This is a genomic window from Phocaeicola vulgatus ATCC 8482 (assembly GCF_000012825.1).
GTDB lineage: Bacteria > Bacteroidota > Bacteroidia > Bacteroidales > Bacteroidaceae > Phocaeicola > Phocaeicola vulgatus.
Map to the genome: position 1 here is coordinate 1,163,516 of NC_009614.1, position 24,573 is coordinate 1,188,088.

Here is a 24,573-nt window from a genome sequence, read left to right on the forward strand (position 1 = left end):
CCCGAACGGTTCTCTTCATATTATATTTGTTTTAAAACTATAACTTATTTGCCTGCCTCCCAATGAGCCGGATCCTTTCTCCAATTATCCAAAACCGGAACATCCTCTTCATTAATATATCCGGTCTTCAAGGCTGAATCCAATACAGCTTCATAATTAGTCAGAGTAACCAAGTTCACTTTTGCTTCCTTAAACGCTTCAATTGCCACTGGGAAACCATAAGTAAATGCAGCGACCATACCAATCACTTCACATCCGTCACGACGGATAGCTTCAACAGCTTTCAAACTGCTGCCGCCAGTTGAAATCAAGTCCTCAATAACTACGACTTTCATACCAGGACGAAGTTCACCTTCAATCAGGTTTTCCAAGCCATGGTCTTTTGGAGTAGAACGAACATACACAAACGGCAGATTCAACTCTTCAGCCACCAAAGCTCCTTGAGGGATAGCCCCTGTCGCCACACCGGCAATAGCATCTACCTGACCGAACTTCTCCAGGACAATACGGCTAATCTCAAGTTTCACAAAATTACGAAGAGAAGGATACGAAAGAGTTTTGCGGTTATCACAATAAAAAGGCGACTTCCAACCGGACGCCCAAGTAAAAGGATTAGCCGGCTGCAACTTGATAGCCTTAATCTTCAGTAATTTCTCTGCGAATAATTTTTCTAAAGTCTTCATAACTCAACTATATCTGATAAATATTGTGCAAAAATATAGAAATACATCGAGATAATGAAAAATCGGACAAGGTATTTTTCTAAAAAATAGTTGTTGTTATCAGGATTCCCCTGCCAATGCCAAAGTAAGCACACTGATACGTAATCCGGGTATGCCACGAAAGGCATCAGCGCAAGAAACAACCGTAGCCCCTGTTGTCAGCACATCATCCACCAACAAAAGATGCTTTCCTTCCAAGCTATCAGGGAAAATACAGGCAAACAAATTTCGCACGTTTTCCCATCTTGCATATTGTCCTTTATGCGTCTGTGTGTCAGTATACCTGCTTCTTATCACAACTTTAGTATCCATAGGAATACCTGTCACCACCGAAACTCCTCTTGCCAGGCATTCGCTTTGGTTATACCCCCTTAAACGTTTTTTACGTTGATGCAACGGAACAGGAACAATCAAATCTATCCCATCAAAAAAATGAGAACACATAAGTTCAGATGCCATCATCCGCCCCATCACTTCACCCACTTCTTGATTACCATGATATTTCAGTTCGTACAACAACTGTCGGACATTTCCTCCCTTTGCATAATAAAGAAAAGAGGTGGCATGCTCCACCGGTATTTTTCCCCAGAAATTACATTCTACAATATTATCTTTCCGTAAATGAAATTGAGTACGCGGAAGCCCCGACAAGCATCTCAAGCAAAGCACTCTCTCCCCTGATATAAGCTGCCGCCCACAAAGCAGACAACTATGAGGGAAAAATAAATTCCAAAGATCAGTCCAGATAGACATCATCTTCTCCGGTTTGTTTCACACAACGGCAAACAGCCTCCATTTCAAATCCTCTACCAACTGCAAAACGAATCAATTTCCCATTCCGTTCGTATTCCGTACATGCTTTCACACTTCTTCTTTTCTGCTCGATCAAACCAGATAGTATCTCCATATATTCCCGCTCATCTACCTCCTCCAATCCTTTGGCTATAACATCCGCAGGGATTTTCTTCATGCGCAAAGCCTGGCAGATTTTCACTCTGCCCCATTGGTTAAAGCGATATTTATCGCGAACAAAAGCCGAGCAAAAACGCTTCTGGTCAATGTATCTCTCATCCTGCAAATGCCGAACGATTTTCTCCATCATTTCCGGAGTGGCTCCCCATTGTGATAATTTAGCCTCTACATCTGCTACACAACGCTCCATTAAAGAGCAATAAGCTTCTGCCTTATACCTCAAATCATTCTCACTTAATTCTCCCTTCATCTTATTTCTCCGCTTTTATCATTCTATCATTTTGAAAGAGATCTTTTCTCAATTTTATATTTTTGTATTCCAAACCAGCCAACATATCCACCGTTTCCCGACCGTATTCCTGATTAATTTCAAAATAAAGCCTTCCACCAGACACTAGCATATCCCTACCCAATTCTGCTATTTTCCGATAAAACAGCAACGGACTATCATCCGGCACAAACAAAGCCAATTCCGGCTCCCATTCCAAGACATTAGCACTCATATCCGCCCTCTCCTTTTCTGTAATATAAGGTGGATTGCTGACAATGACATCAAACCGCTCACCTGCAGGAGAAGCAAGCAGCACATCCCTTTGCTCAAGAATTACACGAACGCCGTTCCGCCTGCAATTACGTTCCGCAACTTGCAACGCCTTTTCTGAAACATCCCATGAAACGACCTCCGCCTCTTCCAAATTCTTAGCCAAAGAGACAGCGATGCAGCCGCTCCCCGTACCAATATCCAATATTCTAACCCGACCATACTTATGCTCCCGTATAATCCAGTCTACCAACTCCCCTGTTTCCGGACGTGGAATCAATACATGTTTATTCACTTCAAAAGTAAGGCCATAAAATTCTTCCGTACCTATTATGTATTGAATAGGTTCCAGTTTTTGCAGACGAACCAGAATATCATCCAGCTGTTTCCGCTCATTCACCGAAAAAGTAGTATCTTTGCCTGCATACAATTCAACAACAGACATGCCGAAGACTTGTGTAAGCAGCAATTTAGCCATAGGCACAAGTTCTGAATCAGGGTAATATCCCTGCAAGGTTTGTTTTATGTAAGATACAACAGGATTCATAGTGTCATTTTATATGCAAAAGTAAGAATTTAAACAAGATCGTTATGACAAAAGATGAAAAATATATTTCCCGTTGCCTGCAACTGGCATACAACGGACTTTGTAACACAGCCCCTAATCCGATGGTAGGTGCTGTCATTGTATATCACGACACCATTATTGGAGAAGGCTACCACATCCGTTGCGGAGAGGCACATGCCGAAGTAAACGCCATACGTTCCGTTAAAGACGAAAATCTTTTGAAGGAATCAACCATATACGTAAGTCTGGAACCATGCTCCCATTATGGAAAGACCCCTCCCTGCGCCGACCTGATTATAGAGAAGAGAATCCCCAAAGTCGTAATAGGCTGCATAGACCCGTATTCCCAAGTAGCCGGCAAAGGCATCGAGAAACTGCGCAAAGCCGGCATTGAAGTAACCGTAGGCGTCTTAGAAGAGGAATGCCGGCACCTGATAAGACGCTTCATAACATTCAACACGCTCAAACGCCCATACATAACCTTAAAGTGGGCAGAATCCGCTGATGGCTTTATCGATATAAACCGCACAGGAGGAAAGCCGATCATACTTTCCAATCCGCTGACCAGCATGCTGGTACACAAAAAACGCGCTGAACATGACGCTATATTAGTAGGACGACACACGGCATTACTTGACAATCCCTCCCTATCCACCCGGAATTGGTACGGCAAGCATCCCGTGCGTCTGGTAATAGATAAAGAATTGACATTACCCCGAGATTTGGAACTTTTCAACGGCAAAATAAAGACATTCGTGTTTACCCGGGAATCCCCCTGTCAGCCAAACGCATTAACAGAATACATATCGTTGGATTTCAACAAAGATATCCTGCCGCAAATAATGGAAGTATTATATCAGAAAAAAATACAATCACTTCTAGTAGAAGGCGGAAGTATTTTATTACAGTCTTTCATAGACTCCGGCTTATGGGATGAAGCCTTCATAGAAAAGGCTCCACTACGCTTAAACAATGGAATACAGGCACCTTCTATTCAAAAAAAACACTTTAAACTGAATAAAATATACTTTGGAAGAGAAATAATGCATGCCGTCCATTCACAAATTCAAAGATAAAATGTGGCTGATTGACCGAGAAAAAGGGCTGGTTTATCTATAAATTAATATAAAACTTGTCCCAAAACTTCTATATAGAAAAAAATCTTCCTACTTTTGCGACTTGTAACAATAGACTCATTTGCAAATGAAAATAAAGTTTTTGACTGTCATCACAAGTCTGCTTGCTGCGGCTTTTATGATTACATCTTGCTTGGACGACAACGAAGTAGAAACAGAATATAGTTCAGAATCAAGCATTACCTCTTTTGCTATAAAAGATAAAATTGAAACTCAATATACCGAAAAGGTTAATGGCAAAGACACAACGCTGACATTCACCGTTGATGGTACCAAATACCCTTTTGCCATCGACCAAGGCACAAGACATATCTACAACGTAGACTCCCTGCCAGTCGGTACAGACATCAGCAAAGTCGTAGTCAGCATAAAATCAGACGGTATTGGCATTTTTATTGTCGCTGAGGACAAAGATTCGTTGTGGAATGATACCGACTCCTTGAATTTCGAAAAGCCTGTCCAATTTAAAGTTATGGCGATGAGCGGAGTCTATGGACCTATTTATAAAGCCGAGATTAATGTACATAAACAAGTTCCCGACTCATTGCAGTGGAGCCATAGAGGAAGTAGTTTCGACAACACTATCCAAGCACAGAAAGCAGTCACATTAGGGGATTATATTTATGTTTTCGCACAGCAAGACAATGGCGCCGCTGTTACAAGCACCCACATCAATGACGGAAAAACCTGGACGCCCTTACAGGCTTTACCTGAAAATATGCAAAATGCGGACTATTCTTCTGTCATGGCATGGGGAAACCAATTATACATACTTGCCGACAATGACCTGTACTGCTCCTCTGACGGAAAAAGCTGGAGCAAGATGGGCACTAACACCAAATTCGAGAAGCTGATTGCCGGTGTTCATTCAGAACATAACTGCAAATTGTACGCCATAGACACCAACAATCATTTTATGGAAAGCACGGATGCTCTGGTTTGGGATACTAATGGCGAGGTTCCGGCCAATTTCCCGAAAAATCAGTTATCATACACAGCTTACCCGTTGGTAACCAATAAATTCATAGACCGTATGGTACTAATGGGAGAAAATCCCATTGCGACCGACACGACCTCTACTGTATGGACCAGACTGACTACAGAAGACAGTTGGGCAGATTATCCTACAGCCGCATACGATAGTTTTTATTGTCCCAAGCTGGCTAATATAGCCATGATTCATTACAACGACCAATTATACGCTTTCGGTGGTCCGGGTAAAAGTTTCGGTAAGGACATTCCCGCTTTCAGCCGATTCTACGGATCAACGGATCAAGGCGTTACATGGAAACCTGTTTCAAGATATGTATTCTTCCCTACAGAATTCACTGATCTATACAACCAGGCAGACGGCAACTATTCTTATGTTGTAGACAAGAATAACTTCTTGTGGATTATATGGAGCCGAAGCGGAGAAGTATGGAGAGGACGAATCAATAAGTTGGGATTCGATTCCAAGGAATAAAGTCAAAGAGAGTCATATAAAATAGATTGCGACATGCCATATAGAGAGCAAATAGACAAAAGCCGTATACCTGCCCATGTAGCCATTATAATGGATGGAAATGGAAGATGGGCTAAACAACGTGGACAGGCGCGCAGCTTCGGACATCAAGCCGGTGCAGAAACTGTACACATCATAGCAGAAGAAGCGGCTAGACTGGGAGTCAAATACTTGACACTATATACTTTCTCTACCGAAAACTGGAATCGTCCGGTAGATGAAGTCGCTGCTCTGATGAGTCTTCTGATGGACTCCATTGAAGAAGAAACTTTCATGAAAAACAACATCAGTTTTCGCATTATCGGTGATACGGCAAAGTTACCGGTAGAAGTTCTGGAACGATTGAACCAATGCATTGAACGCACCTCAATCAATACCGGTATGTGTCTGACACTTGCTTTAAGCTACTCTTCCAAATGGGAAATAACAGAAGCGGTAAGACAAATAGCGGCCAAGATTCAAAACGACAAACTAGCCATTGAGGACATCGATGACAATTTGATAAGTGCACATTTAAGTACAAACTATATGCCCGACCCGGATTTGCTTATACGTACCGGAGGAGAAATCCGCCTTAGCAACTATCTGCTTTGGCAATGTGCTTATTCCGAACTATATTTTTGTGAAACGTTCTGGCCGGACTTCCGCGAAGAAGAATTTTGCAAAGCCATTTATGATTATCAGAAAAGAGAACGCCGTTTCGGCAAAACCAGTGAACAAATATAAAGTTAGATAAAATGCTATATCGTATTTCACTTATACTATTAACGCTTACATGCCTATTTTGCTTTTCAACAGGCAGTTACGCCCAAGAAGCAAACGTAGAAGAAAACGACAATCCAGTCATACTTTATTCCGGAACGCCCAAGAAGTATGAAATCGGCGGAATCAAAGTAGAAGGCGTAAAAAACTATGAAGATTATGTATTGATCGGACTTTCAGGACTATCGGTAGGACAGACCATTGTTGTTCCGGGAGATGACATCACCACAGCTGTAAAACGTTATTGGAGACACGGACTGTTCTCGGATGTACAAATCCTAGCTGAAAAAATTGTTGGAGACAAGATATATTTAAAAATCATCCTGGCCCAACGTCCACGTATTGCCGACATTCGTTACCACGGCGTAAAGAAAAGCGAGCGTGAAGATTTGGAAGCCAAACTAGGTTTGGTAAAAGGAAGCCAGATTACTCCCAACTTGATAGACCGTGCTAAAATATTAATCAAGAAACATTTCGATGAAAAAGGTTTTAAAAACGCCGAAGTGACCATCGTAGAGCGTGATTTGGCTGACAATAAGGACCAAGTGGATGTTGATGTGATGATTGACAAGAAAGAAAAGGTGAAAGTCCACAAGATCACCATTGACGGCAACACCGTGTTAAGTGACAAGAAGTTAAAACGCGTCATGAAGAAGACGAATGAGAAAAACAAACTTGTCAACCTTTTCCGTACCAAAAAATTCATTGAAGAGAAATACGAAGAAGACAAACAGCATATCATCGACAAATACAACGAATTAGGTTACCGCGACGCACAAATTGTTGTGGACAGTGTTTCTCCGTACGATGACCGTACCGTCGACGTGTACATGAAAATAGAAGAAGGTGACAAATACTATCTGCGCAACGTGACCTGGGTAGGTAACACCATTTATGCTTCGGACTGGCTGAACGAACAGCTCCGTATGAAAAAGGGAGATGTTTATAACCAGAAATTAATGACCGAGCGTCTGACCGGTGATGAAGATGCTATCGGTAACTACTACTATAATAAAGGATACGTTTTCTATAACCTTGACCCCGTAGAAGTAAACATAGACGGCGACTCCATTGATTTGGAAATGCGTATTCAGGAAGGTCCTCAGGCCTCTATCAGCAAAGTGCGTATCAACGGTAACGACCGTTTGTATGAAAACGTAGTACGCCGTGAGTTAAGAACCAAGCCGGGAGACCTGTTCAGCAAAGAAGCATTGGAACGTTCTTATCGTGAGATAGCCCAAATGGGACACTTCAACCCTGAAAATATCCAGCCGGATGTACAACCGGACCCGACCAACGGTACGGTAGACATCAACTGGAACCTGGAGTCCAAAGCAAACGACCAGGTAGAATTCTCGGCAGGTTGGGGACAGACCGGTGTTATCGGTAAATTAAGTTTGAAGTTCACGAACTTCTCTATGGCCAACTTGTTCCATAAGAGTGACAACTACCGCGGATTCCTGCCACAGGGTGATGGACAGACATTAACCATCAGCGGACAGACCAACGGTAGTTATTACCAGTCATATAGTGTATCGTTCTTTGACCCATGGTTTGGCGGAAAACGTCCGAATTCATTCTCTGTTTCGGCTTTCTACTCCATACAGACAGATATCAGCAGTAACTACTATAACTCAGCTTATATGAATAATTACTACAATTATTACAGCGGTTATGGAAATTATTATGGCGGATATAATAACAACTACGAGTCTTTTTATGACCCGATAAATCTATCCAGATGTATGGAGCATCTATCGGTTGGGGTAAGCGTTTGAGATGGCCGGATGACTATTTTACCTTGTCAGCCGAACTTTCTTACCAGCGCTTTATTTTGAAAGACTGGAGCTACTTGTATATCAAGTTGAACAACGGAGAATACATGTCAACCGGTAATTGCAACAACCTGAGTTTGAATCTGACTTTGGCACGTAACTCTACGGATAACCCGATTTTCCCGCGTCGCGGTTCTGAATTCTCGGCTTCCGTACAGCTGACTCCTCCGTACTCATTGTTCAGTAACAAGGACTACTCGGTATACGGTAAAGATGATTATGATGAAGCGGCAAGTATGTTCAACTGGATTGAATACCACAAATGGAAATTCAAATCAAAGACCTATACCGCTCTTACAGGAGGTCAGAAATGTCCGGTTATCATGACACGTGCAGAGTTCGGTTTGCTGGGTCACTATAACAAGTACAAGAAATCACCTTTTGAAACATTCTATATGGGTGGTGACGGTATGACAGGATATAGCACCAGCTACGCTTCCGAAACCATTGCACTGCGTGGTTACGAAAACGGTTCATTGACTCCTTATGGTAGTGAAGGCTATGCTTACGTACGTTTAGGTGCAGAATTAAGATACCCGTTGATGCTGGAAAATTCGACCAGTATCTATGCATTAGGCTTCATTGAAGGAGGTAACGCATGGACAGATGTAAGCAAATTCAATCCGTTCCAGTTGAAACGCTCGGCAGGTGTCGGTGTCCGTATCTTCCTGCCGATGATTGGTATGATGGGTATTGACTGGGCATACGGTTTCGACAAGATTAACGGATCCAGCCAGTATAGTGGAAGCCAGTTCCACTTTATCCTGGGACAAGAGTTTTAATAACTAAAAACAATGTGATTATGAAAAAGGCTATCCTATTATCTCTATTGTTTGTGGCTTGTGTATTCACAGCCAGCGCTCAAAAGTTCGCCTTGATTGATATGGAATATATCCTGAAGAATATTCCTGCATACGAACAGGCGAATACCCAACTGAATCAAGCTTCACAACAATATCAAAGTGAGGTGGAAGCAAAAGCAAAAGAAGCGGAAGCACTTTATAAAGAATATCAGAAAGCCTCGGCTTCCCTGTCGGCCGCACAGAAAACGCAAAGAGAAGAAGCGATTGTAGCAAAAGAAAAGGAAGCAGCCGAACTGAGAAAGAAATATTTCGGTCCCGAAGGAGAAATGGCCAAAAAACAAGAGGCATTGATCGCACCAATTCAAGATAAAATCTATGAAGCGGTAAAACAGATTTCAGAGCAAAAAGGATATGCGGCAGTAGTGGACAGAGGCTCCGCCCAAAGCATTATTTTCGCATCTCCAAGCATTGATATCAGCAATGAAGTGCTCTCAAGATTAGGATATTCAAATTAATTTCCTACATTTGCAACCGATAATCCAAATTTGCAATAACTAATAAAAAATAGAACTATGTTGAAAAAAATTGCTTTACTACTTTTACTTATCGCTCCGATGAGTGTATTTGCTCAGAAATTCGGGCATATTAAATCCGCAGATGTACTTACTGTCATGCCGGAATTCACAAAGGCCCAGACCGACATCCAAGCCATGCAGAAACAATACGAGGATGAAATGAAACGTGCAACTGATGAACTGACCAAAAAATATACTGAATATCAACAGGAACAAGCCAACCTTCCTAAGAACATTCAGGAAAGACGCCAGAAAGAATTGCAGGAGTTACAGGAAAAAGGAATGCAGTTCCAACAAGATGCACAACAACAGTTGCAGAAATCATACGCTGATATGATGGAACCTATCTACAAGAAAATTGAAGACGCCATCAAAGCAGTAGGCCAGGAAGGTGGATATACTTATATCTTCGATTTGAACAGAACAGAAATTCCCTACGTAAATGAAGCGCAGTCTACAGATGTAACTGCTGCTGTCAAAGCTAAAGTAGGAATCAAATAATTAAGTTAAGGACCTTTACAGGCACGGATTACACAGATTTCACAGGTTTCAGAACCGTGAACATCCGTGTAATCCGTGCCTGTATTATATAGCTATACTGCCATGATCCCATCTATCCTCCCTTCAACCGGTCCCATCGGTGTATTCGACTCCGGCTACGGCGGTCTGACCATTCTGGACAAAATACGCGGACTGATGCCTGAGTATGATTATATCTATTTGGGAGACAGCGCACGCTGTCCGTACGGACCGCGCTCTTTTGAAGTTGTTTACGAATTTACCCTGCAAGCCGTAAGCAAACTGTTTGAACTGGGATGTCCTTTGGTGATATTGGCATGCAACACAGCATCGGCAAAAGCCTTACGCACCATCCAGCAGATCAATCTTCCGGTAATAGACGCTACCCGCAGAGTACTCGGTGTCATCCGGCCTACAGCAGAATGTATAGGAGAAATCACCCGAAGCCGGCACGTAGGTATACTGGCCACAGCCGGTACCATCAAATCCGAATCCTATCTTTTGGAAATACATAAGTTATCTCCCGACATTGTGGTAACAGGAGAAGCCTGTCCCATGTGGGTCTCCTTGGTAGAGAATAATGAATATCAATCGGAAGGAGCCGACTATTTCGTCAAACAACATATCAACCGGCTGCTGGATAAAGATCCGATGATTGACACCATCATATTGGGATGTACCCATTATCCGCTGCTACTGGATAAAATAAGGCAATTTACGCCTGAACCTATCCGCATCATTTCACAAGGGGAATATGTGGCCCGGAGCCTGCGAGACTATTTAAACCGCCATCCGGAAATGGACGCACGCTGCGATAAAGGAGGAAACTGCCGCTTCCTCACCACAGAAAGCGAAAACAAGTTTGAGGAATCCGCTTCCATCTTCTTGGGCCGGCAAGACATAAAGGTAAAAAGCATAGCATTGGAATAACTTTCTTCCGGTTTACCTGTTATATATACCATCCATAACGCTTAATTCATGAAGATATGTATACAAATAAAGTAAAGAAGATAGCTGCGGTACACGATCTGTCCGGTGCAGGGCGCGTATCCCTCACCGTCGTTATCCCTATCCTCTCATCCATGGGCTTTCAAGTCTGCCCTCTGCCCACAGCCGTATTATCCAGCCACACCCAATACCCGCACTTCTCTTTCTTGGACCTCACGGACGAGATGCCCAAGATTATCAGTGAATGGAAACAACTTGGCGTACAATTCGATGCTATTTATACGGGCTACTTGGGATCTCCCCGCCAGATACAAATCGTATCCGGGTTCATTGATGATTTCCGCCAGTCCGACAGCCTGGTCATGATAGATCCCGTATTAGGAGACAACGGAAAGCTATATACCAACTTTGACGAACAAATGATTCTGGAAATGCGTCACCTCATCCGGAAAGCAGATGTCATCACGCCCAATATGACCGAACTGTTCTATTTGCTGGACAAACCCTATAAAGCGGAGAATACAGACGAAGAACTAAAAGCTTACCTGCATGAAATTTCGGAGCACGGCCCCGGTATCGTTATTATCACCAGCGTGCCCGTACAGGGAGATCCTCGCAAAACTTCCGTTTACGCCTATGACAGACAGGGAAACCGCTATTGGAAAGTAACGTGTCCCTACCTGCCCGCACACTATCCCGGCACAGGCGATACATTTACCAGTGTGATAACCGGCTCACTGATACAAGGCGACAGTCTTCCTATCGCCTTGGACCGCGCCACACAGTTTATCCTTCAAGGCATCCGCGCCACTTTCGGCTATGAATATGATAATCGGGAAGGCATTTTGCTGGAGAAGGTGCTGCATAATCTGGATATGCCTATTCAGGTGAGCAGCTACGAATTGATTTGAGGACCCTGAAAGTAGAAGATCTGAAACGCCCTGGAAAGAAGCTTGTACCAAGCCCTATTGCTCCGACGATTAAGGTCGTTTTTCCTTATAGCTAACCCTTATCATACAGTTAACTACTACAGACTCCGGCAGTGGACTGTACAGTCTACTGCAAGAGTTTATACAGTCCACTATATCAGACTGTACAAACCACCGCAAGAGACTATAGTACACAACCATAAAAAAGAGCTTAACCATAAGGTAAAACAAGGTTAACCACAAAGAAGAAAAGACTTAACCAGATAAAGCCATAAGGCCAAAAGACGAAAAGAATAAAAACAAAGAAAGCAGCCAAGCCGTACCGTACAAACCGACAAACATCAGCCGTATCAACAATAATAAATAAATTACCTGCCCAGCAACCTGCGGCTGAGATAACGCACGGGATACCACACGGAAAGAAAGCCCACCACCAGCACAGTGGCAAAGACTATAACAATATCCCATACATGGACACTGACGGGATAGGCATCCACCACAAAATTACCGCCAGAATTACCACCTCCCAGCGAAAGCAATCCGAATTCCTGCTGGATAAAGCAAAGGATCAGCCCCAGTATCACACCAACCACCGCACCTATCAGTGAAATCATACGCCCCTCGAACAGGAATATACGCGTGATCAGCTTGTCGCTGGCCCCCAAATTGCGCAATGTCACTACATCTGCCTTCTTATCTATAATCAGCATGGACAAGGAGCCTATTACATTAAAGCAAGCTATCATCAGGATAAAGGTAAGGAAAATATAAGATATCAGCTTCTCTATCTCCATAATGCGGAAAGTATCCGCTTGCTGCTCATACCGGTCCTGCACCCGGAAACCATCTCCCAATATTTTCTGTATCTTCGATTTTACACTCCCTACATCTGCATCCGGCTTCAATTTCAATTCTACCGAACTCACTTCTGTGTCATACTGGAACAACCTACGGGCAAATTGGAGGGAAGTCAAAATGTAAGAAGAGTCATACTTCTGTTGGTTCACCGCAAACACAAGGCCGCTGGAATATAAATCGGCAGAGTTAAAGCTGGAAGCTGGATTGGCCATATTGACTTTAGCTCCCCGTTTGGGAGCATAAATCTCTAGCGGATCGAGGAATTTGATACCCGTTCCCAAGATGGAAACCAATTCTATGCCGGGAATGGCATAATCCACCACTTCATCATGCAACACGAATTGCCCCCGGCCGAAAAGAATACTGTCAATAGCGGTCAGATCCTCGAAATTATCCTCAATTCCCTTGATCACCGCCATAGTCTGACGGCCCTTATACTGAACCATCGCATTCTCTTCCAAGGACTCAGAAAAAACAGCGATCTCCGGCATCCGGCGCAAAGCTTCTATACGCGCTTCCTGTCCGTCAAAGACCTTTCCGGTGACAGCCGTAATTTTCAGCTCCGGATCAAAAGCCGTAAAGAAAGTAGCCACCAGATCCTGGAAGCCGTTAAAAACAGACAAAGTACATACCAATGCCAATGTAGCCAAAGCCACTCCGCAGACGGAAATGGCTGAAATGACATTAATGGCATTGTGCGACTTCTTGGAAAAAAGATAACGCTTCGCTATATAAAAGGGAAAATTCACCGCCCGGTTCTACTTTTTCAACAATTCGTCTATACGTTCGGCATAATCCAATGAATCATCCACAAAGAATTTCAACTCGGGAATGATGCGCAACTGATGGCGTACCCGTGTTCCTAACTCATAACGGATGGATTTCATATTATCATTGATATTCTTTACTATTTCCTGGCTCCTCTCAGAAGGGAACACGCTGAGATAGACACGTGCAATACTCATATCGGGACTGATGCGGACAGCACTTACCGACACCAAAACACCATTCATGGACTTGGTCTGAAGCAGGAAAATCTCACTCAACTCCTTTTGGATCAAACGAGAAATCTTATTTTGTCTGGTCGTTTCCATAATTAATAATTATTCAGTTTGCTAATTTGTTAATATGCCATACGGTTCATAGCATAACCTATTGGCACATTATTCAACATTTTCTTATGATTGTCAGCCCGTCGCGCAAGGGAAGAATCACCTTTTCAACCCGTTTGTCGGCAGCTACCAAATCATTAAATTTCTTTATTCCAATAGTCTGAAGATCTGTATGATGCGGTTCCTCCAATACATGTCCGTCCCACAATGTGTTATCGGCAATGATGTATCCGCCGGGTGATAATTTCTCCAGTACCATTTCGTAATATTCAATATACTTCCGCTTATCACCGTCTACAAACGCCAAATCAAAGGTAATGTTCATGCCAGGCAGCAACTTCAGCGCATCACCTATATAAAATTTAATCTTGCCGGCGTAAGGCGAACCTTCCAGCCAGGGACGTGTAAAGTCCTCCTGCTCATCGTTTATCTCAAATGTGTGCAACGTGGCCCCCTCTTCCAACCCTTCGGCCAGGCAAAGTGCGGAGTAGCCACTGTAAGTCCCGATTTCCAGCACCTGACGGGGGCGTATCATTTGCACAAACATTTTCAGCATACGTCCCTGCAAGTGGCCGGAAGCCATACGGGGACGTAAAAGCTTGACGTGCGTATCGCGATAAAGTGCCTTCAGATAATCACTTTCTTCATCAATGTGCTGAAGGATATATTCGTCAATAGCGTCCGTTTCTTTCATTCCTATCTTCTATTATTATAGGTAACGGTTGCGGTTGGGCAGCACATAGTCCATAGCATACTTCAACACATCTCCCACTACATTGATTTCAAGGAAAGAAGTCTGAGTACCTTGCTTGCCGCTGCTCAGGTAAGCCACCATGTCGCTTTCACTCAAGACACCATCATCCAGCAATTTACGCAAAGCAGCGAAATAATATGCCTGTCCGTTAGCCTTTTCGGGCATATAGATAGCTTCCACCCCATATGACAAAGCCAGATGACGCATCGTTTTTTCTTTATAACAGATGGCCAATACAGGATATTTGCCACGGAAAGCAGCAATATTACGTGCGGTACGCCCGCTGAAACTGTCGGTAATAATGGCGCGGATATTCAGTTTGCTGGTAGCCTTTACTGCCTGTTTTGCCAGGAAAGCGGTTACATCATTGGAGTTTTCATCCAAAGGAATACGGATGTCATTCTCGGCCAGTTTATCTTTCTCGGCCTGCGCTGCAATCTTGGCCATCGTCTTCACGGCTTCCACCGGATACTTGCCGTATGCCGTTTCCCCACTCAGCATCAATGCATCCGTGCGGTAGTAAATAGCATTGGCAATATCGGTCACTTCAGCACGGGTAGGACGCGGATTATTAATCATGGTATGCAACATCTGGGTAGCAACAATCACCGGTTTCTTTGCCAGAATACATTTTTTGATCAACAGACGCTGAATGCCGGGAATTCGTTCCTGAGGAACCTCAATACCCAAGTCACCACGAGCCACCATGACTCCGTCGGCCACTTCCAATATTTCATCAATATTGTCCACTCCTTCCTGATTTTCGATCTTGGCGATAATCTTAATGTCACTGCCGTATGCATCCAGTATCTGACGGATATCCAGCACATCCTGCTTATTACGAACAAACGAATGTGCTATGAAATCAATGTCCTTTTCAATAGCATACAGTATATTGTTACGGTCCTTTTCTGTCAAAGAAGGGAGATTGATGCGCACACCCGGTACATTTACACTCTTACGGTTACCCAAAGTAGCTTCATTCTGCACCTCACACAACAAATACTCGTCTGTCTTCTCAATCACACGCAGCTCCAGATCACCATCATCAATCAGAATATCGCCATCCACCTGGAGATCATGCACAAAACCGGGATAAGATACAGCAATACATTCACGGGTCGTTTCTTGTGCAGGATTGCCTACAATCTTCACTTTGTCACCAATCTGATAAGGAATAGGCTCGCCGCCCGCAATAGCAGTAGTACGCACTTCGGGCCCTTTTGTGTCCATCAATATGGCAATACGGTTGGAAACCTCACGTACATTGGTTATCAATTTTTCAAAACCTTCACGTGAAGCGTGAGCCGTATTCATACGGACCACATTCATACCGGCCTTGAAAAGATCTCTTATAAACTCTACCTCGCAACGCTGATCTGAGATGGACGCTACGATTTTTGTTTGTTTCAACATCATAATCTTATCACCTTATATTATACCTAAACGTTTTATTTTCTCATTAACAAAGCCTCAATCGCCAAACGATATGAATGAAGCCCGAACCCACAAATCACTCCCGCACAAGCACAGGAAATCATCGACTTATGGCGAAACTCCTCACGGGTATGTACATTCGAGATGTGCACCTCAACCACGGGAGCTGTCACGGCGCGGATAGCATCCTGCAAAGCAATGGAAGTATGCGTATAAGCCCCTGCATTCAACACGATGCCGTCATAATCAAAACCCACTTCGTGTATTTTGTTGATCATCTCACCTTCCACATTCGACTGATAATACGCTATTTCAATGTCCGGATAAGTATGGCGCAATTCCACCAGATAGTCTTCAAATGAAACAGCGCCATAAATGGAAGGTTCCCGTTTGCCTAATAAATTGATATTAGGTCCATTAATAATTTGTATTTTCATATTTATACTATATCTGAACTTTTTCTACCTTTGCAGGGAATTTGGGTACAAAGGTAGAAAAAAGAAATGAAAAGAACCGAGAAAACAGACAAGATATTGGTGAAATACAAACAATATTTAAAGTTGGAGAAATCGTTATCTGACAATACGGTAGATGCTTATCTTACTGACCTGGACAAGTTACTGGCTTATCTTACATTAGAAAACATCAACATTCTGGATGTCCGGCTTGAAAATCTGGAAGATTTCTCGGCCGGATTACATGATATCGGCATCCACCCCCGTTCGCAGGCACGCATCTTGTCGGGCATCCGCTCTTTCTACCGTTTCCTCATTATGGAAGATTACCTGAAAGCCGACCCGACAGAATTGCTGGAATCCCCCCAGACAGGTTTCAAACTGCCCGAAGTAATGACTGTAGAAGAGATAGACCTGCTGATAGGAAGCATAGACCGCAGCACCAAAGAGGGACAGCGCAACAGGGCCATACTGGAAACGCTTTACAGTTGCGGGCTCCGCGTTTCCGAACTCTGCAACCTGAAATTATCCGAACTTTATTTTGAAGAAGGCTTCATCAAAGTGGAAGGAAAAGGAAGCAAACAGCGGCTGGTTCCTATTTCACCGCGCGCCATCAAGGAAATCAGGCTCTACTTCACCGACCGTAACCTGATGAAAATAAAGCCGGGATTTGAAGACTTTGTCTTTATCAGCAATTTCGGGAAGAACATCTCCCGCATCATGGTTTTCCATATCATCAAAGAACTGGCAGCCCGGATAGGTCTGAAAAAAAAAATCAGTCCTCACACTTTCCGCCATTCTTTTGCAACACATTTGCTGGAAGGAGGCGCCAACTTGCGTGCCATACAGTGTATGCTGGGACATGAAAGTATCGGGACAACAGAAATTTATACACATATAGACCGTAATATGCTACGCAGTGAAATCATAGAACATCACCCCCGTAACATCAAATTCAGAGAAAAAGATAATAAAGGTTCTATATTCTAAAATATTTTAAGATAAATTGAAAAAAAAGCAGGCTAAGAAGCTAGCATATAATAGAGTTTTTCCTATCTTTGTCCCCAAAGAGACGCACAAAAACGTACTATAGCGAATTTTACATTACAAACGTTAAATTAATAAGTAACTATGATTAAAAAGTTGTATTTGCCCTTAGTGGCTTTATTGGTCCTTGCCTTATCATCATGCGGCAAGATGGGAGAATTGTCTTCTGACTATTTCACAACTAACCCTGAAGTGCTTGAAGCAATCGGTGGTAAAGTGCCTGTGACAATTAATGGTAAATTCCCCGAAAAGTATTTCAAGAAGAACGCAACTGTTGAAGTTACCCCCGTTCTGAGATGGAAAGGCGGCGAAGCTAAAGGCCAGCCCGCTGTATTCCAAGGAGAAAAAGTAGAAGGAAACAATCAGACTATCGCTTACAAGGCAGGTGGCAGCTACACGATGAAAGCTTCTTTCGACTATGTTCCCGAAATGGCAAACTCTGAACTTTATCTTGATTTCAAGATTACAAAAGGAAAGAAATCATACACTATTCCTTCTGTGAAAATCGCTGATGGCGTTATCGCGACTTCTGAACTGCCTACTGCTGCCAGCTCCAACGCATCATACGCTAACGATGCTTTCCAACGCATTATTAAAGATGCTCAGACTGCCAACATCATGTTCTTGATCCAGCAAGCCAACTTGCGCAACAGCGAATTGAATTCTGACGATATCAAAGAATTCCATAAGAAAGTGGCTGAAATTAATGCTGACACAAAGAACTACAAACTGAACAACATCGAAATTTCTGCATACGCTTCACCTGATGGTGGTGTGGAACTGAACACCGGTTTGGCTGAAAACCGTGAAGCAAACACAGAAAAATATATGGAACGCCAGTTGAAGAAGGGCAAGATTGATACTAACCTGGATGCAAAATACACTGCACAAGACTGGGAAGGCTTCCAAGAACTGGTATCTAAATCAAACTTGCAGGATAAAGATTTGATCTTACGTGTTCTTTCTATGTACAATGATCCTGAACAAAGAGAAGCTGAAATCAAGAATATCTCTTCTGTATACAAAACTTTGGCTGACGAAATCCTGCCTCAGTTGCGTCGTGCCCGTTTAACTGCCAACTATGACATCATCGGTCGTAGCGATGACGAAATCAACGAAGCATTCAACTCTGATCCTAAAGTATTGAGTGTAGAAGAATTATTGTACGCTGCTACCCTGACTAACGACAACGCTCGCAAAGAAGCTATCTTCACCAAGACAACTCAACTTTATCCGAACGATTTCCGTGCTTATAATAACTTGGGTGAATTGGCATTCGCTGCCGGTGATGCTGCTAAAGCAGAAAGCTACTTCAAACAAGCTGCTTCTAAGAACGCTAACGCTCCTGAAGTAAACGCTAACCTTGGTCTTTGCGAATTGGTTAAGGGCAATGTTGCAGCTGCCGAAACTTACTTAGGCAAAGCTACAGGTGCTAACGCTGCCGGCGAAGCTTTGGGTAACTTATATATCAAACAAGGCCAGTATGACAGAGCTGTCAACTCATTCGGTGACGCTAAGACTAACAGTGCCGCTCAAGCTCAGATTTTGGCTAAAGACTATAACAAAGCAAAAGCTACTTTGTCTGCAATCAAGAATCCGGATGCAATGACTGACTACTTGATGGCTATCGTTGGTGCTCGCACAAACAATGCTTCATTGGTAAGCAGCAGCATCAAGAGCGCAATCGCAAAAGATCCTTCAATGGCTGAAAAAGCTGCTAACGATCGCGAGTTCGCTAAATACGCTGATGCTATCAAATAATATAACTAGATATCATCTTGTCTAGTTTTTTAGATGATTATGACTGAAACCGGAGGCTTCGTGATGAAGCTTCCGGTCTTTTTATGTAAAATAACCTTCATTTATACCTGCCTTTAGCCACAAAATGCGTATTTTCGCAAAAAATATCTTGAAATGAAAAAATTACTATTCTTTCTTTTCACTCTTGTTGTGCTGGCAAGCGGCTGCGGCAAGAAAAATACATTCACCTTGGAAGGAAGCATTAAAGGACTTCCTTCAGACACTATATTAGTATTTTATCAAGAACCCGATTACAAGCTGGATACCATACTCCTCTCAAAAGGTAAATTCACTTACACCATTACCCCTGACACATTTACTATCTTCTCATTACTATTGGGAGAAAAACAAATCTTACCGATATATGCTGATAAAGGAGAAAGTGTTACCCTAAACGGAATGGTCGGAAAGATAGAGGTTAAAGGAAAGGGAGAAAACGCACAACTGGCAAAACATATCCAGTACCTTAGCACCTTAGAAAATAACAAGGCAGCTGTTATGACTGCTGTGGATTCGTTGATTAAAACCAACCCAAGCTCGTACAGCAATATCTATCTGATAGACAAATATTACGTACAGGACTCGCTTCCTGATTACAACCACATAGATCAGCTGATAAAAGGACTAAGCGGTATTATAAAAGACACACCTTATATTATAGAACTCCAGAATAAATTAAGTGAGAAAAAAGAACTGACAGAACATCGCTACGTTTCCAACATCTCGTGCACGGATAAAAAAGGAAAGACCGTCAACTGGAACAGTGTAAAAGGGAAATATGTCCTTTTGGATTTTTGGGCAAGCTGGAACAAAGAAAGCATTGCCACACAAGATTCTTTAGTATCCGTACAAAAGGCATTGAAAAAAGACAAGTTTGTTATTATCAGCCTCTCCCTTGATCTGGATAAAAAGGAATGGATGGAGAAAATCATTCAAAGAGATACCACGCAATGGAAACAAGTTTGCGATTTCAAAGGCTGGAACAATTCCATTGTCAAGCAACAAGGCATAACCCGGATTCCTGCCAATATACTGATAGGTCCTGACAAGCGGGTCATCACACAAGATATACGGGGCAAAGAACTGATAGACAAAGTGAGACAGCTGACAGAACAAGATAAAGAGAAAGAAAAAGCCGCCAAAGAGGCAGAACGTGCTCGAAAGAGACAAAATAAAAAATAAAAGAATGCTGGTAAAAGTCTATGGAGCAGCCGTTCAAGGTATCGACGCTACCATTGTAACTATTGAAGTAAATAGTTCACGAGGTATAAAATTCTTCCTTGTCGGTCTGCCGGACTCGGCCGTGAAAGAAAGTCATGAACGTATTATTTCCGCCTTACAGGTAAACGGATATAAATTCCCCACTTGTCAAATTGTAGTGAATATGGCCCCTGCCGACATACGCAAGGAGGGGTCTGCATACGACCTTCCGCTAGCAATCGGAATATTGGCCGCTACCCAAATCGTATCGGAAGAAAAACTTTCACGTTATCTTATTATCGGAGAACTTAGCCTGGATGGAAGCCTTCAACCAGTCAAAGGAGCCCTCTCCATAGCTATCAGTGCCCGCGAGCAAGGTTTTGAAGGCTTCATACTTCCCAAACAAAATGCGCGGGAAGCTGCTGTAGTAAACAACCTGAAAGTATATGGCGTAGAAAATATCAAAGAGGTCATCGAATTTTTCAATAATGAACGCAATCTGGAGCCTAGCATCGTCAATACACGGGAGGAATTCTATGAACACCAAAGTAGCTTTCCATACGATTTTGCTGATGTGAAAGGACAAGAAAGTGTAAAACGCGCATTGGAAGTAGCCGCGTCCGGAGGACACAACCTGATTATGATCGGTTCACCCGGAAGTGGGAAGTCCATGATGGCAAAGTGTATGCCAAGCATTCTCCCTCCCCTTTCATTGGGTGAAAGTCTGGAAACGACTAAAATACATTCAGTAGCAGGAAAATTAGGAAAAGACAGTTCACTGATTGCCATCCGGCCTTTCCGTAGTCCCCATCATACAATTTCGCAAGTAGCAATGGTAGGTGGCGGCACCAATCCCCAACCGGGAGAAATCAGTCTGGCTCACAACGGTTTGCTCTTTCTAGACGAGTTGCCGGAATTTAACAGAAGTGTACTTGAAGTACTTCGCCAACCCCTAGAGGACAGGCATATATCCATCGCACGAGCTAAATACAGTCTGGATTATCCGGCCAGTTTCATGCTGGTAGCCAGTATGAATCCCTGTCCATGCGGATATTATAATCATCCCACACGAGCTTGCGTCTGTAATCCCGGACAAGTGCAACGGTACCTGAACCGTATCTCCGGTCCTTTACTGGACCGCATAGATATCCAAATAGAAATAGTTCCGGTTCCATTCGAAAAAATGGCAGAACGCCATCATGCGGAAAGTAGTGCAAGCATACGCGAACGGGTTATCAAGGCCCGGAAAATACAAGCTCAACGTTTTGCCAACCATCCGGGTATTTACTGCAACGCACAAATGGAAGCTGGGTTACTCCATCTGTACGCTCAACCCAATGAAGCAGGGCTAAAATTATTACGAACTGCCATGACACGCCTCAACCTGTCGGCGCGCGCATACGGGCGTATTCTAAAAGTAGCGCGTACCATTGCCGATCTGGACAACAGCGAACACATTACTTCCATCCACCTGGCAGAAGCGATAAGCTATAGAAATCTTGATAGAGAAGACTGGGCCGGTTAGTTTAGCTGCCCGACTCAGTTTCCTTTGCATGATAAATGACCTGCATCAATGAGTCCAGTTCAATGTAATTTGAAAGAACATCCTCTTCCTTATCGGTCGTTTCCCAATCTTTATCCTCTCTCTTTTTAGAGAAAAGTGCATTTAAAATGAATTTATACCACGTATTCATGTCTCGTTCGACTTAAGGTTTTATAAAAAACAGGATAAGTAAAATTTAGTTCATCATTTTTCTCTCCTTAAGATTAAATGCAAATAAGTGCAAATCACTGCATCACGATATAACATTTTTCTGTATTTTCACTTCTTCCGACAAAGCCCCCGAATAACCATATTTTATAATAAGTACGGCCTGTCAGAGATTTTAAGGGAGAAATATTTCTGATTATTCCATATACTTACTAAAAATCACTAACTTTGCACGTTACTGGTAGAAATAACAAAAAAGACATCATACAATGGAAAATAAATTCAAAAGAACCACCGTCACATCCGCTTTGCCCTACGCAAACGGTCCGGTACATATTGGTCATCTGGCAGGTGTATATGTTCCTGCTGATATCTACGTGCGCTATCTCCGCCTGAAAAAAGAAGATGTTCTTTTCATCGGAGGCTCTGACGAACACGGAGTACCTATCACCATTCGTGCAAAGAAAGAAGGTATTACTCCACAAGATGTGGTGGACCGCTATCATACCTTGATAAAAGAATCATTCAAAGAATTTGGAATTTCATTCGATATATACTCTCGTACTACATCAAAGACACACCACGAACTGGCTTCCGAATTCTTCAAAACCCTGTATGATAAAGGTGAGTTCATTGAAAAGACCTCCATGCAATATTACGACGAAGAAGCCCATCAGTTCCTGGCCGACCGTTATATTACCGGTGAATGCCCTCACTGCCATGCAGAAGGAGCCTACGGTGACCAATGCGAGAAGTGCGGAACATCACTTTCTCCGACCGACCTGATCAATCCGAAAAGTGCTATCAGTGGCAGTAAACCAGTAATGCGTGAAACCAAACATTGGTATCTGCCATTGGACAAACACGAAGGATGGCTGCGTGAATGGATTCTTGAAAATCATAAAGAATGGCGCCCCAATGTATACGGACAATGTAAAAGCTGGTTGGATATGGGCTTGCAACCCCGTGCGGTAAGCCGTGACTTGGATTGGGGAATCCCTGTTCCTGTAGAAGGCGCTGAGGGAAAAGTACTTTATGTATGGTTCGATGCCCCCATCGGCTATATTTCAAATACAAAAGAATTACTTCCCGACAGTTGGGAAACTTGGTGGAAAGATCCAGAAACCCGTTTGATTCACTTCATCGGAAAAGACAATATTGTATTCCACTGCATTGTTTTCCCTGCTATGCTGAAAGCGGAAGGAAGCTATATCTTACCGGATAACGTACCTAGCAATGAATTCCTGAACCTGGAAGGTGACAAGATTTCCACTTCACGCAACTGGGCAGTATGGTTGCATGAATATTTGCAGGACTTCCCCGGCAAACAGGATGTATTGCGCTATGTATTGACAGCCAATGCCCCCGAAACAAAAGACAACGATTTTACCTGGAAAGATTTTCAAGCACGTAACAACAATGAGTTGGTGGCTGTTTACGGTAACTTTGTAAACCGTGCTTTAGTGCTGACTCATAAATATTTCGACGGGAAAGTTCCCGTTTGCGGTGAATTGACCGACTACGACAAAGAAACATTAAAAGAATTTGCAGACGTAAAGGCAGAAGTAGAAAAGCTACTGGATGTATTCAAATTCCGCGATGCACAAAAAGAGGCAATGAACCTGGCACGTATCGGTAATAAATACTTAGCCGATACAGAGCCTTGGAAACTGGCAAAAACTGATATGGACCGTGTAGCCACCATCCTTAACATAGCATTGCAACTAGTTGCCAATCTGGCTATTGCATTCGAACCTTTCCTGCCTTTCAGCAGCGAAAAACTCCGCAAAATGCTGAATATGGAAACATTTGAATGGGACCAACTGGGACGTACCGATCTGCTGGCAGAAGGACATCAATTGAATAAGGCAGAACTGTTGTTCGAAAAGATCGAAGATGAAACCATTCAAGCACAAGTAGACAAACTGTTGGCTACCAAAAAAGCAAACGAGGCTGCCAACTATAAAGCTAACCCGATAAAACCGGTAATTGCTTTTGAAGAATTTGAAAAGTTAGATATCCGTGTAGGTACCGTATTAGAGTGTGAGGTAGTGCCTAAAATGAAAAAGCTGCTGAAATTCAAGATTGCTGACGGACTGGAGAACCGTACCATCGTCAGCGGTATCGCACAACATTATAAACCGGAAGAACTGGTGGGCAAACAAGTTTTATTCATTGCCAACCTTGCTCCGCGCCAATTCAAGAACGGATTGGTGAGCGAAGGCATGATCCTGAGTGCTGAAAACTTTGACGGCACCTTAGCGGTGACCTCTTTATTAAGAGAGGTAAAGCCGGGCAGTGAAGTGAAATAATATACACCCAAATACAGAAAAGGCTGAAAGCAACTGAAACGTCCGCTTTCAGCCTGACTGTTTTATAATCTAT

The 24,573-nt window shown here is 43.0% G+C and carries 22 protein-coding genes and 1 pseudogene; 13 read left to right on the forward strand and 10 right to left on the reverse strand.

The window, feature by feature from the left end; translation table 11 throughout:
- Window positions 1–44 precede the first annotated feature (44 nt).
- From pyrE to prmC, 4 genes are all read right to left on the reverse strand, one after another.
- Window positions 45–683, reverse strand: a complete 639-nt coding sequence (pyrE, locus tag BVU_RS04365; RefSeq protein ID WP_005844513.1) for an orotate phosphoribosyltransferase — start codon at window positions 681–683, stop codon at window positions 45–47.
- Between the two features lie 99 nt (window positions 684–782).
- Window positions 783–1,478: a ComF family protein gene (locus BVU_RS04370; RefSeq protein WP_011964923.1), complete on the reverse strand. Its 696-nt coding sequence runs from the start codon at window positions 1,476–1,478 to the stop codon at window positions 783–785.
- Window positions 1,459–1,944, reverse strand: coding sequence for a regulatory protein RecX (locus BVU_RS04375; protein ID WP_008666702.1), 486 nt, complete (start codon window positions 1,942–1,944; stop codon window positions 1,459–1,461). The genes BVU_RS04370 and BVU_RS04375 overlap by 20 nt, the downstream gene beginning before the upstream one ends.
- Window position 1,945: 1 nt before the next feature.
- Complete coding sequence (gene prmC, locus BVU_RS04380; RefSeq protein ID WP_008666701.1) at window positions 1,946–2,782, reverse strand: peptide chain release factor N(5)-glutamine methyltransferase; 837 nt, start codon at window positions 2,780–2,782, stop codon at window positions 1,946–1,948.
- Window positions 2,783–2,826: 44 nt separating this feature from the next.
- Here prmC and ribD point away from each other — a divergent pair, with 44 nt between their 5' ends.
- The 8 genes and pseudogenes from ribD (at window position 2,827) to BVU_RS04420 (ending at window position 11,796) form a co-directional block, all read left to right on the forward strand.
- Window positions 2,827–3,879 (forward strand): bifunctional diaminohydroxyphosphoribosylaminopyrimidine deaminase/5-amino-6-(5-phosphoribosylamino)uracil reductase RibD, encoded by a 1,053-nt coding sequence (ribD, locus tag BVU_RS04385; protein WP_008666700.1) that lies wholly within the window; start codon window positions 2,827–2,829, stop codon window positions 3,877–3,879.
- Window positions 3,880–4,006: 127 nt separating this feature from the next.
- Window positions 4,007–5,404, forward strand: coding sequence for a DUF6242 domain-containing protein (locus tag BVU_RS04390; RefSeq protein WP_011964924.1), 1,398 nt, complete (start codon window positions 4,007–4,009; stop codon window positions 5,402–5,404).
- Between the two features lie 33 nt (window positions 5,405–5,437).
- A complete protein-coding gene (locus tag BVU_RS04395; RefSeq protein ID WP_005844501.1) occupies window positions 5,438–6,169 on the forward strand; it encodes an isoprenyl transferase in 732 nt (243 codons plus the stop codon).
- A gap of 11 nt (window positions 6,170–6,180) precedes the next feature.
- A pseudogene (bamA, locus tag BVU_RS04400) lies at window positions 6,181–8,822 on the forward strand (outer membrane protein assembly factor BamA).
- A gap of 20 nt (window positions 8,823–8,842) precedes the next feature.
- Entirely contained in the window at window positions 8,843–9,358 is a 516-nt protein-coding gene (locus BVU_RS04405; RefSeq protein WP_005844497.1) for an OmpH family outer membrane protein, read from the forward strand.
- Window positions 9,359–9,415: 57 nt separating this feature from the next.
- On the forward strand, window positions 9,416–9,919 hold the full coding sequence (locus tag BVU_RS04410) for an OmpH family outer membrane protein (protein ID WP_005844495.1): 504 nt from the start codon (window positions 9,416–9,418) through the stop codon (window positions 9,917–9,919).
- 102 nt (window positions 9,920–10,021) lie between these two features.
- The gene (gene murI, locus BVU_RS04415) at window positions 10,022–10,867 is read left to right on the forward strand and encodes a glutamate racemase (RefSeq protein WP_005844493.1); all 846 of its coding nucleotides are present in this window, start codon (window positions 10,022–10,024) and stop codon (window positions 10,865–10,867) included.
- A gap of 56 nt (window positions 10,868–10,923) precedes the next feature.
- Window positions 10,924–11,796, forward strand: a complete 873-nt coding sequence (locus BVU_RS04420; RefSeq protein WP_005844490.1) for a pyridoxamine kinase — start codon at window positions 10,924–10,926, stop codon at window positions 11,794–11,796.
- A gap of 386 nt (window positions 11,797–12,182) precedes the next feature.
- Here BVU_RS04420 and BVU_RS04425 read toward each other — a convergent pair whose 3' ends face one another.
- From BVU_RS04425 to aroQ, 5 genes are all read right to left on the reverse strand, one after another.
- Window positions 12,183–13,421 carry an FtsX-like permease family protein gene (locus BVU_RS04425; RefSeq protein WP_005844488.1) on the reverse strand — a complete coding sequence of 413 codons (1,239 nt, stop codon included), beginning with the start codon at window positions 13,419–13,421 and terminating at the stop codon, window positions 12,183–12,185.
- A gap of 9 nt (window positions 13,422–13,430) precedes the next feature.
- Entirely contained in the window at window positions 13,431–13,766 is a 336-nt protein-coding gene (gene rbfA, locus BVU_RS04430; RefSeq protein WP_005844486.1) for a 30S ribosome-binding factor RbfA, read from the reverse strand.
- A 73-nt stretch (window positions 13,767–13,839) separates the two neighbouring features.
- Entirely contained in the window at window positions 13,840–14,478 is a 639-nt protein-coding gene (locus BVU_RS04435; RefSeq protein ID WP_005844483.1) for an O-methyltransferase, read from the reverse strand.
- A gap of 15 nt (window positions 14,479–14,493) precedes the next feature.
- Window positions 14,494–15,957 (reverse strand): pyruvate kinase, encoded by a 1,464-nt coding sequence (gene pyk, locus BVU_RS04440; RefSeq protein WP_005850571.1) that lies wholly within the window; start codon window positions 15,955–15,957, stop codon window positions 14,494–14,496.
- Between the two features lie 32 nt (window positions 15,958–15,989).
- Entirely contained in the window at window positions 15,990–16,412 is a 423-nt protein-coding gene (gene aroQ / locus BVU_RS04445) for a type II 3-dehydroquinate dehydratase (RefSeq protein ID WP_008781394.1), read from the reverse strand.
- Window positions 16,413–16,478: 66 nt separating this feature from the next.
- On the opposite strand from aroQ, the gene xerD reads away from it, so the two are divergent.
- The 4 genes from xerD (at window position 16,479) to BVU_RS04465 (ending at window position 22,002) form a co-directional block, all read left to right on the forward strand.
- Window positions 16,479–17,420 carry a site-specific tyrosine recombinase XerD gene (gene xerD / locus BVU_RS04450; protein ID WP_005844476.1) on the forward strand — a complete coding sequence of 314 codons (942 nt, stop codon included), beginning with the start codon at window positions 16,479–16,481 and terminating at the stop codon, window positions 17,418–17,420.
- 141 nt (window positions 17,421–17,561) lie between these two features.
- Entirely contained in the window at window positions 17,562–19,238 is a 1,677-nt protein-coding gene (locus BVU_RS04455; RefSeq protein ID WP_005844474.1) for a tetratricopeptide repeat protein, read from the forward strand.
- 153 nt (window positions 19,239–19,391) lie between these two features.
- Window positions 19,392–20,459: a thioredoxin-like domain-containing protein gene (locus BVU_RS04460; protein ID WP_005850569.1), complete on the forward strand. Its 1,068-nt coding sequence runs from the start codon at window positions 19,392–19,394 to the stop codon at window positions 20,457–20,459.
- A 4-nt stretch (window positions 20,460–20,463) separates the two neighbouring features.
- Window positions 20,464–22,002, forward strand: coding sequence for a YifB family Mg chelatase-like AAA ATPase (locus tag BVU_RS04465; protein ID WP_005844470.1), 1,539 nt, complete (start codon window positions 20,464–20,466; stop codon window positions 22,000–22,002).
- Window position 22,003: 1 nt separating this feature from the next.
- Here BVU_RS04465 and BVU_RS22495 read toward each other — a convergent pair whose 3' ends face one another.
- The gene (locus BVU_RS22495; RefSeq protein WP_005850567.1) at window positions 22,004–22,171 is read right to left on the reverse strand and encodes a hypothetical protein; all 168 of its coding nucleotides are present in this window, start codon (window positions 22,169–22,171) and stop codon (window positions 22,004–22,006) included.
- Window positions 22,172–22,457: 286 nt separating this feature from the next.
- Between BVU_RS22495 and metG the strand changes: the two genes are divergently transcribed.
- Window positions 22,458–24,500 (forward strand): methionine--tRNA ligase, encoded by a 2,043-nt coding sequence (gene metG / locus BVU_RS04470; RefSeq protein WP_005850560.1) that lies wholly within the window; start codon window positions 22,458–22,460, stop codon window positions 24,498–24,500.
- Window positions 24,501–24,573 lie beyond the last annotated feature (73 nt).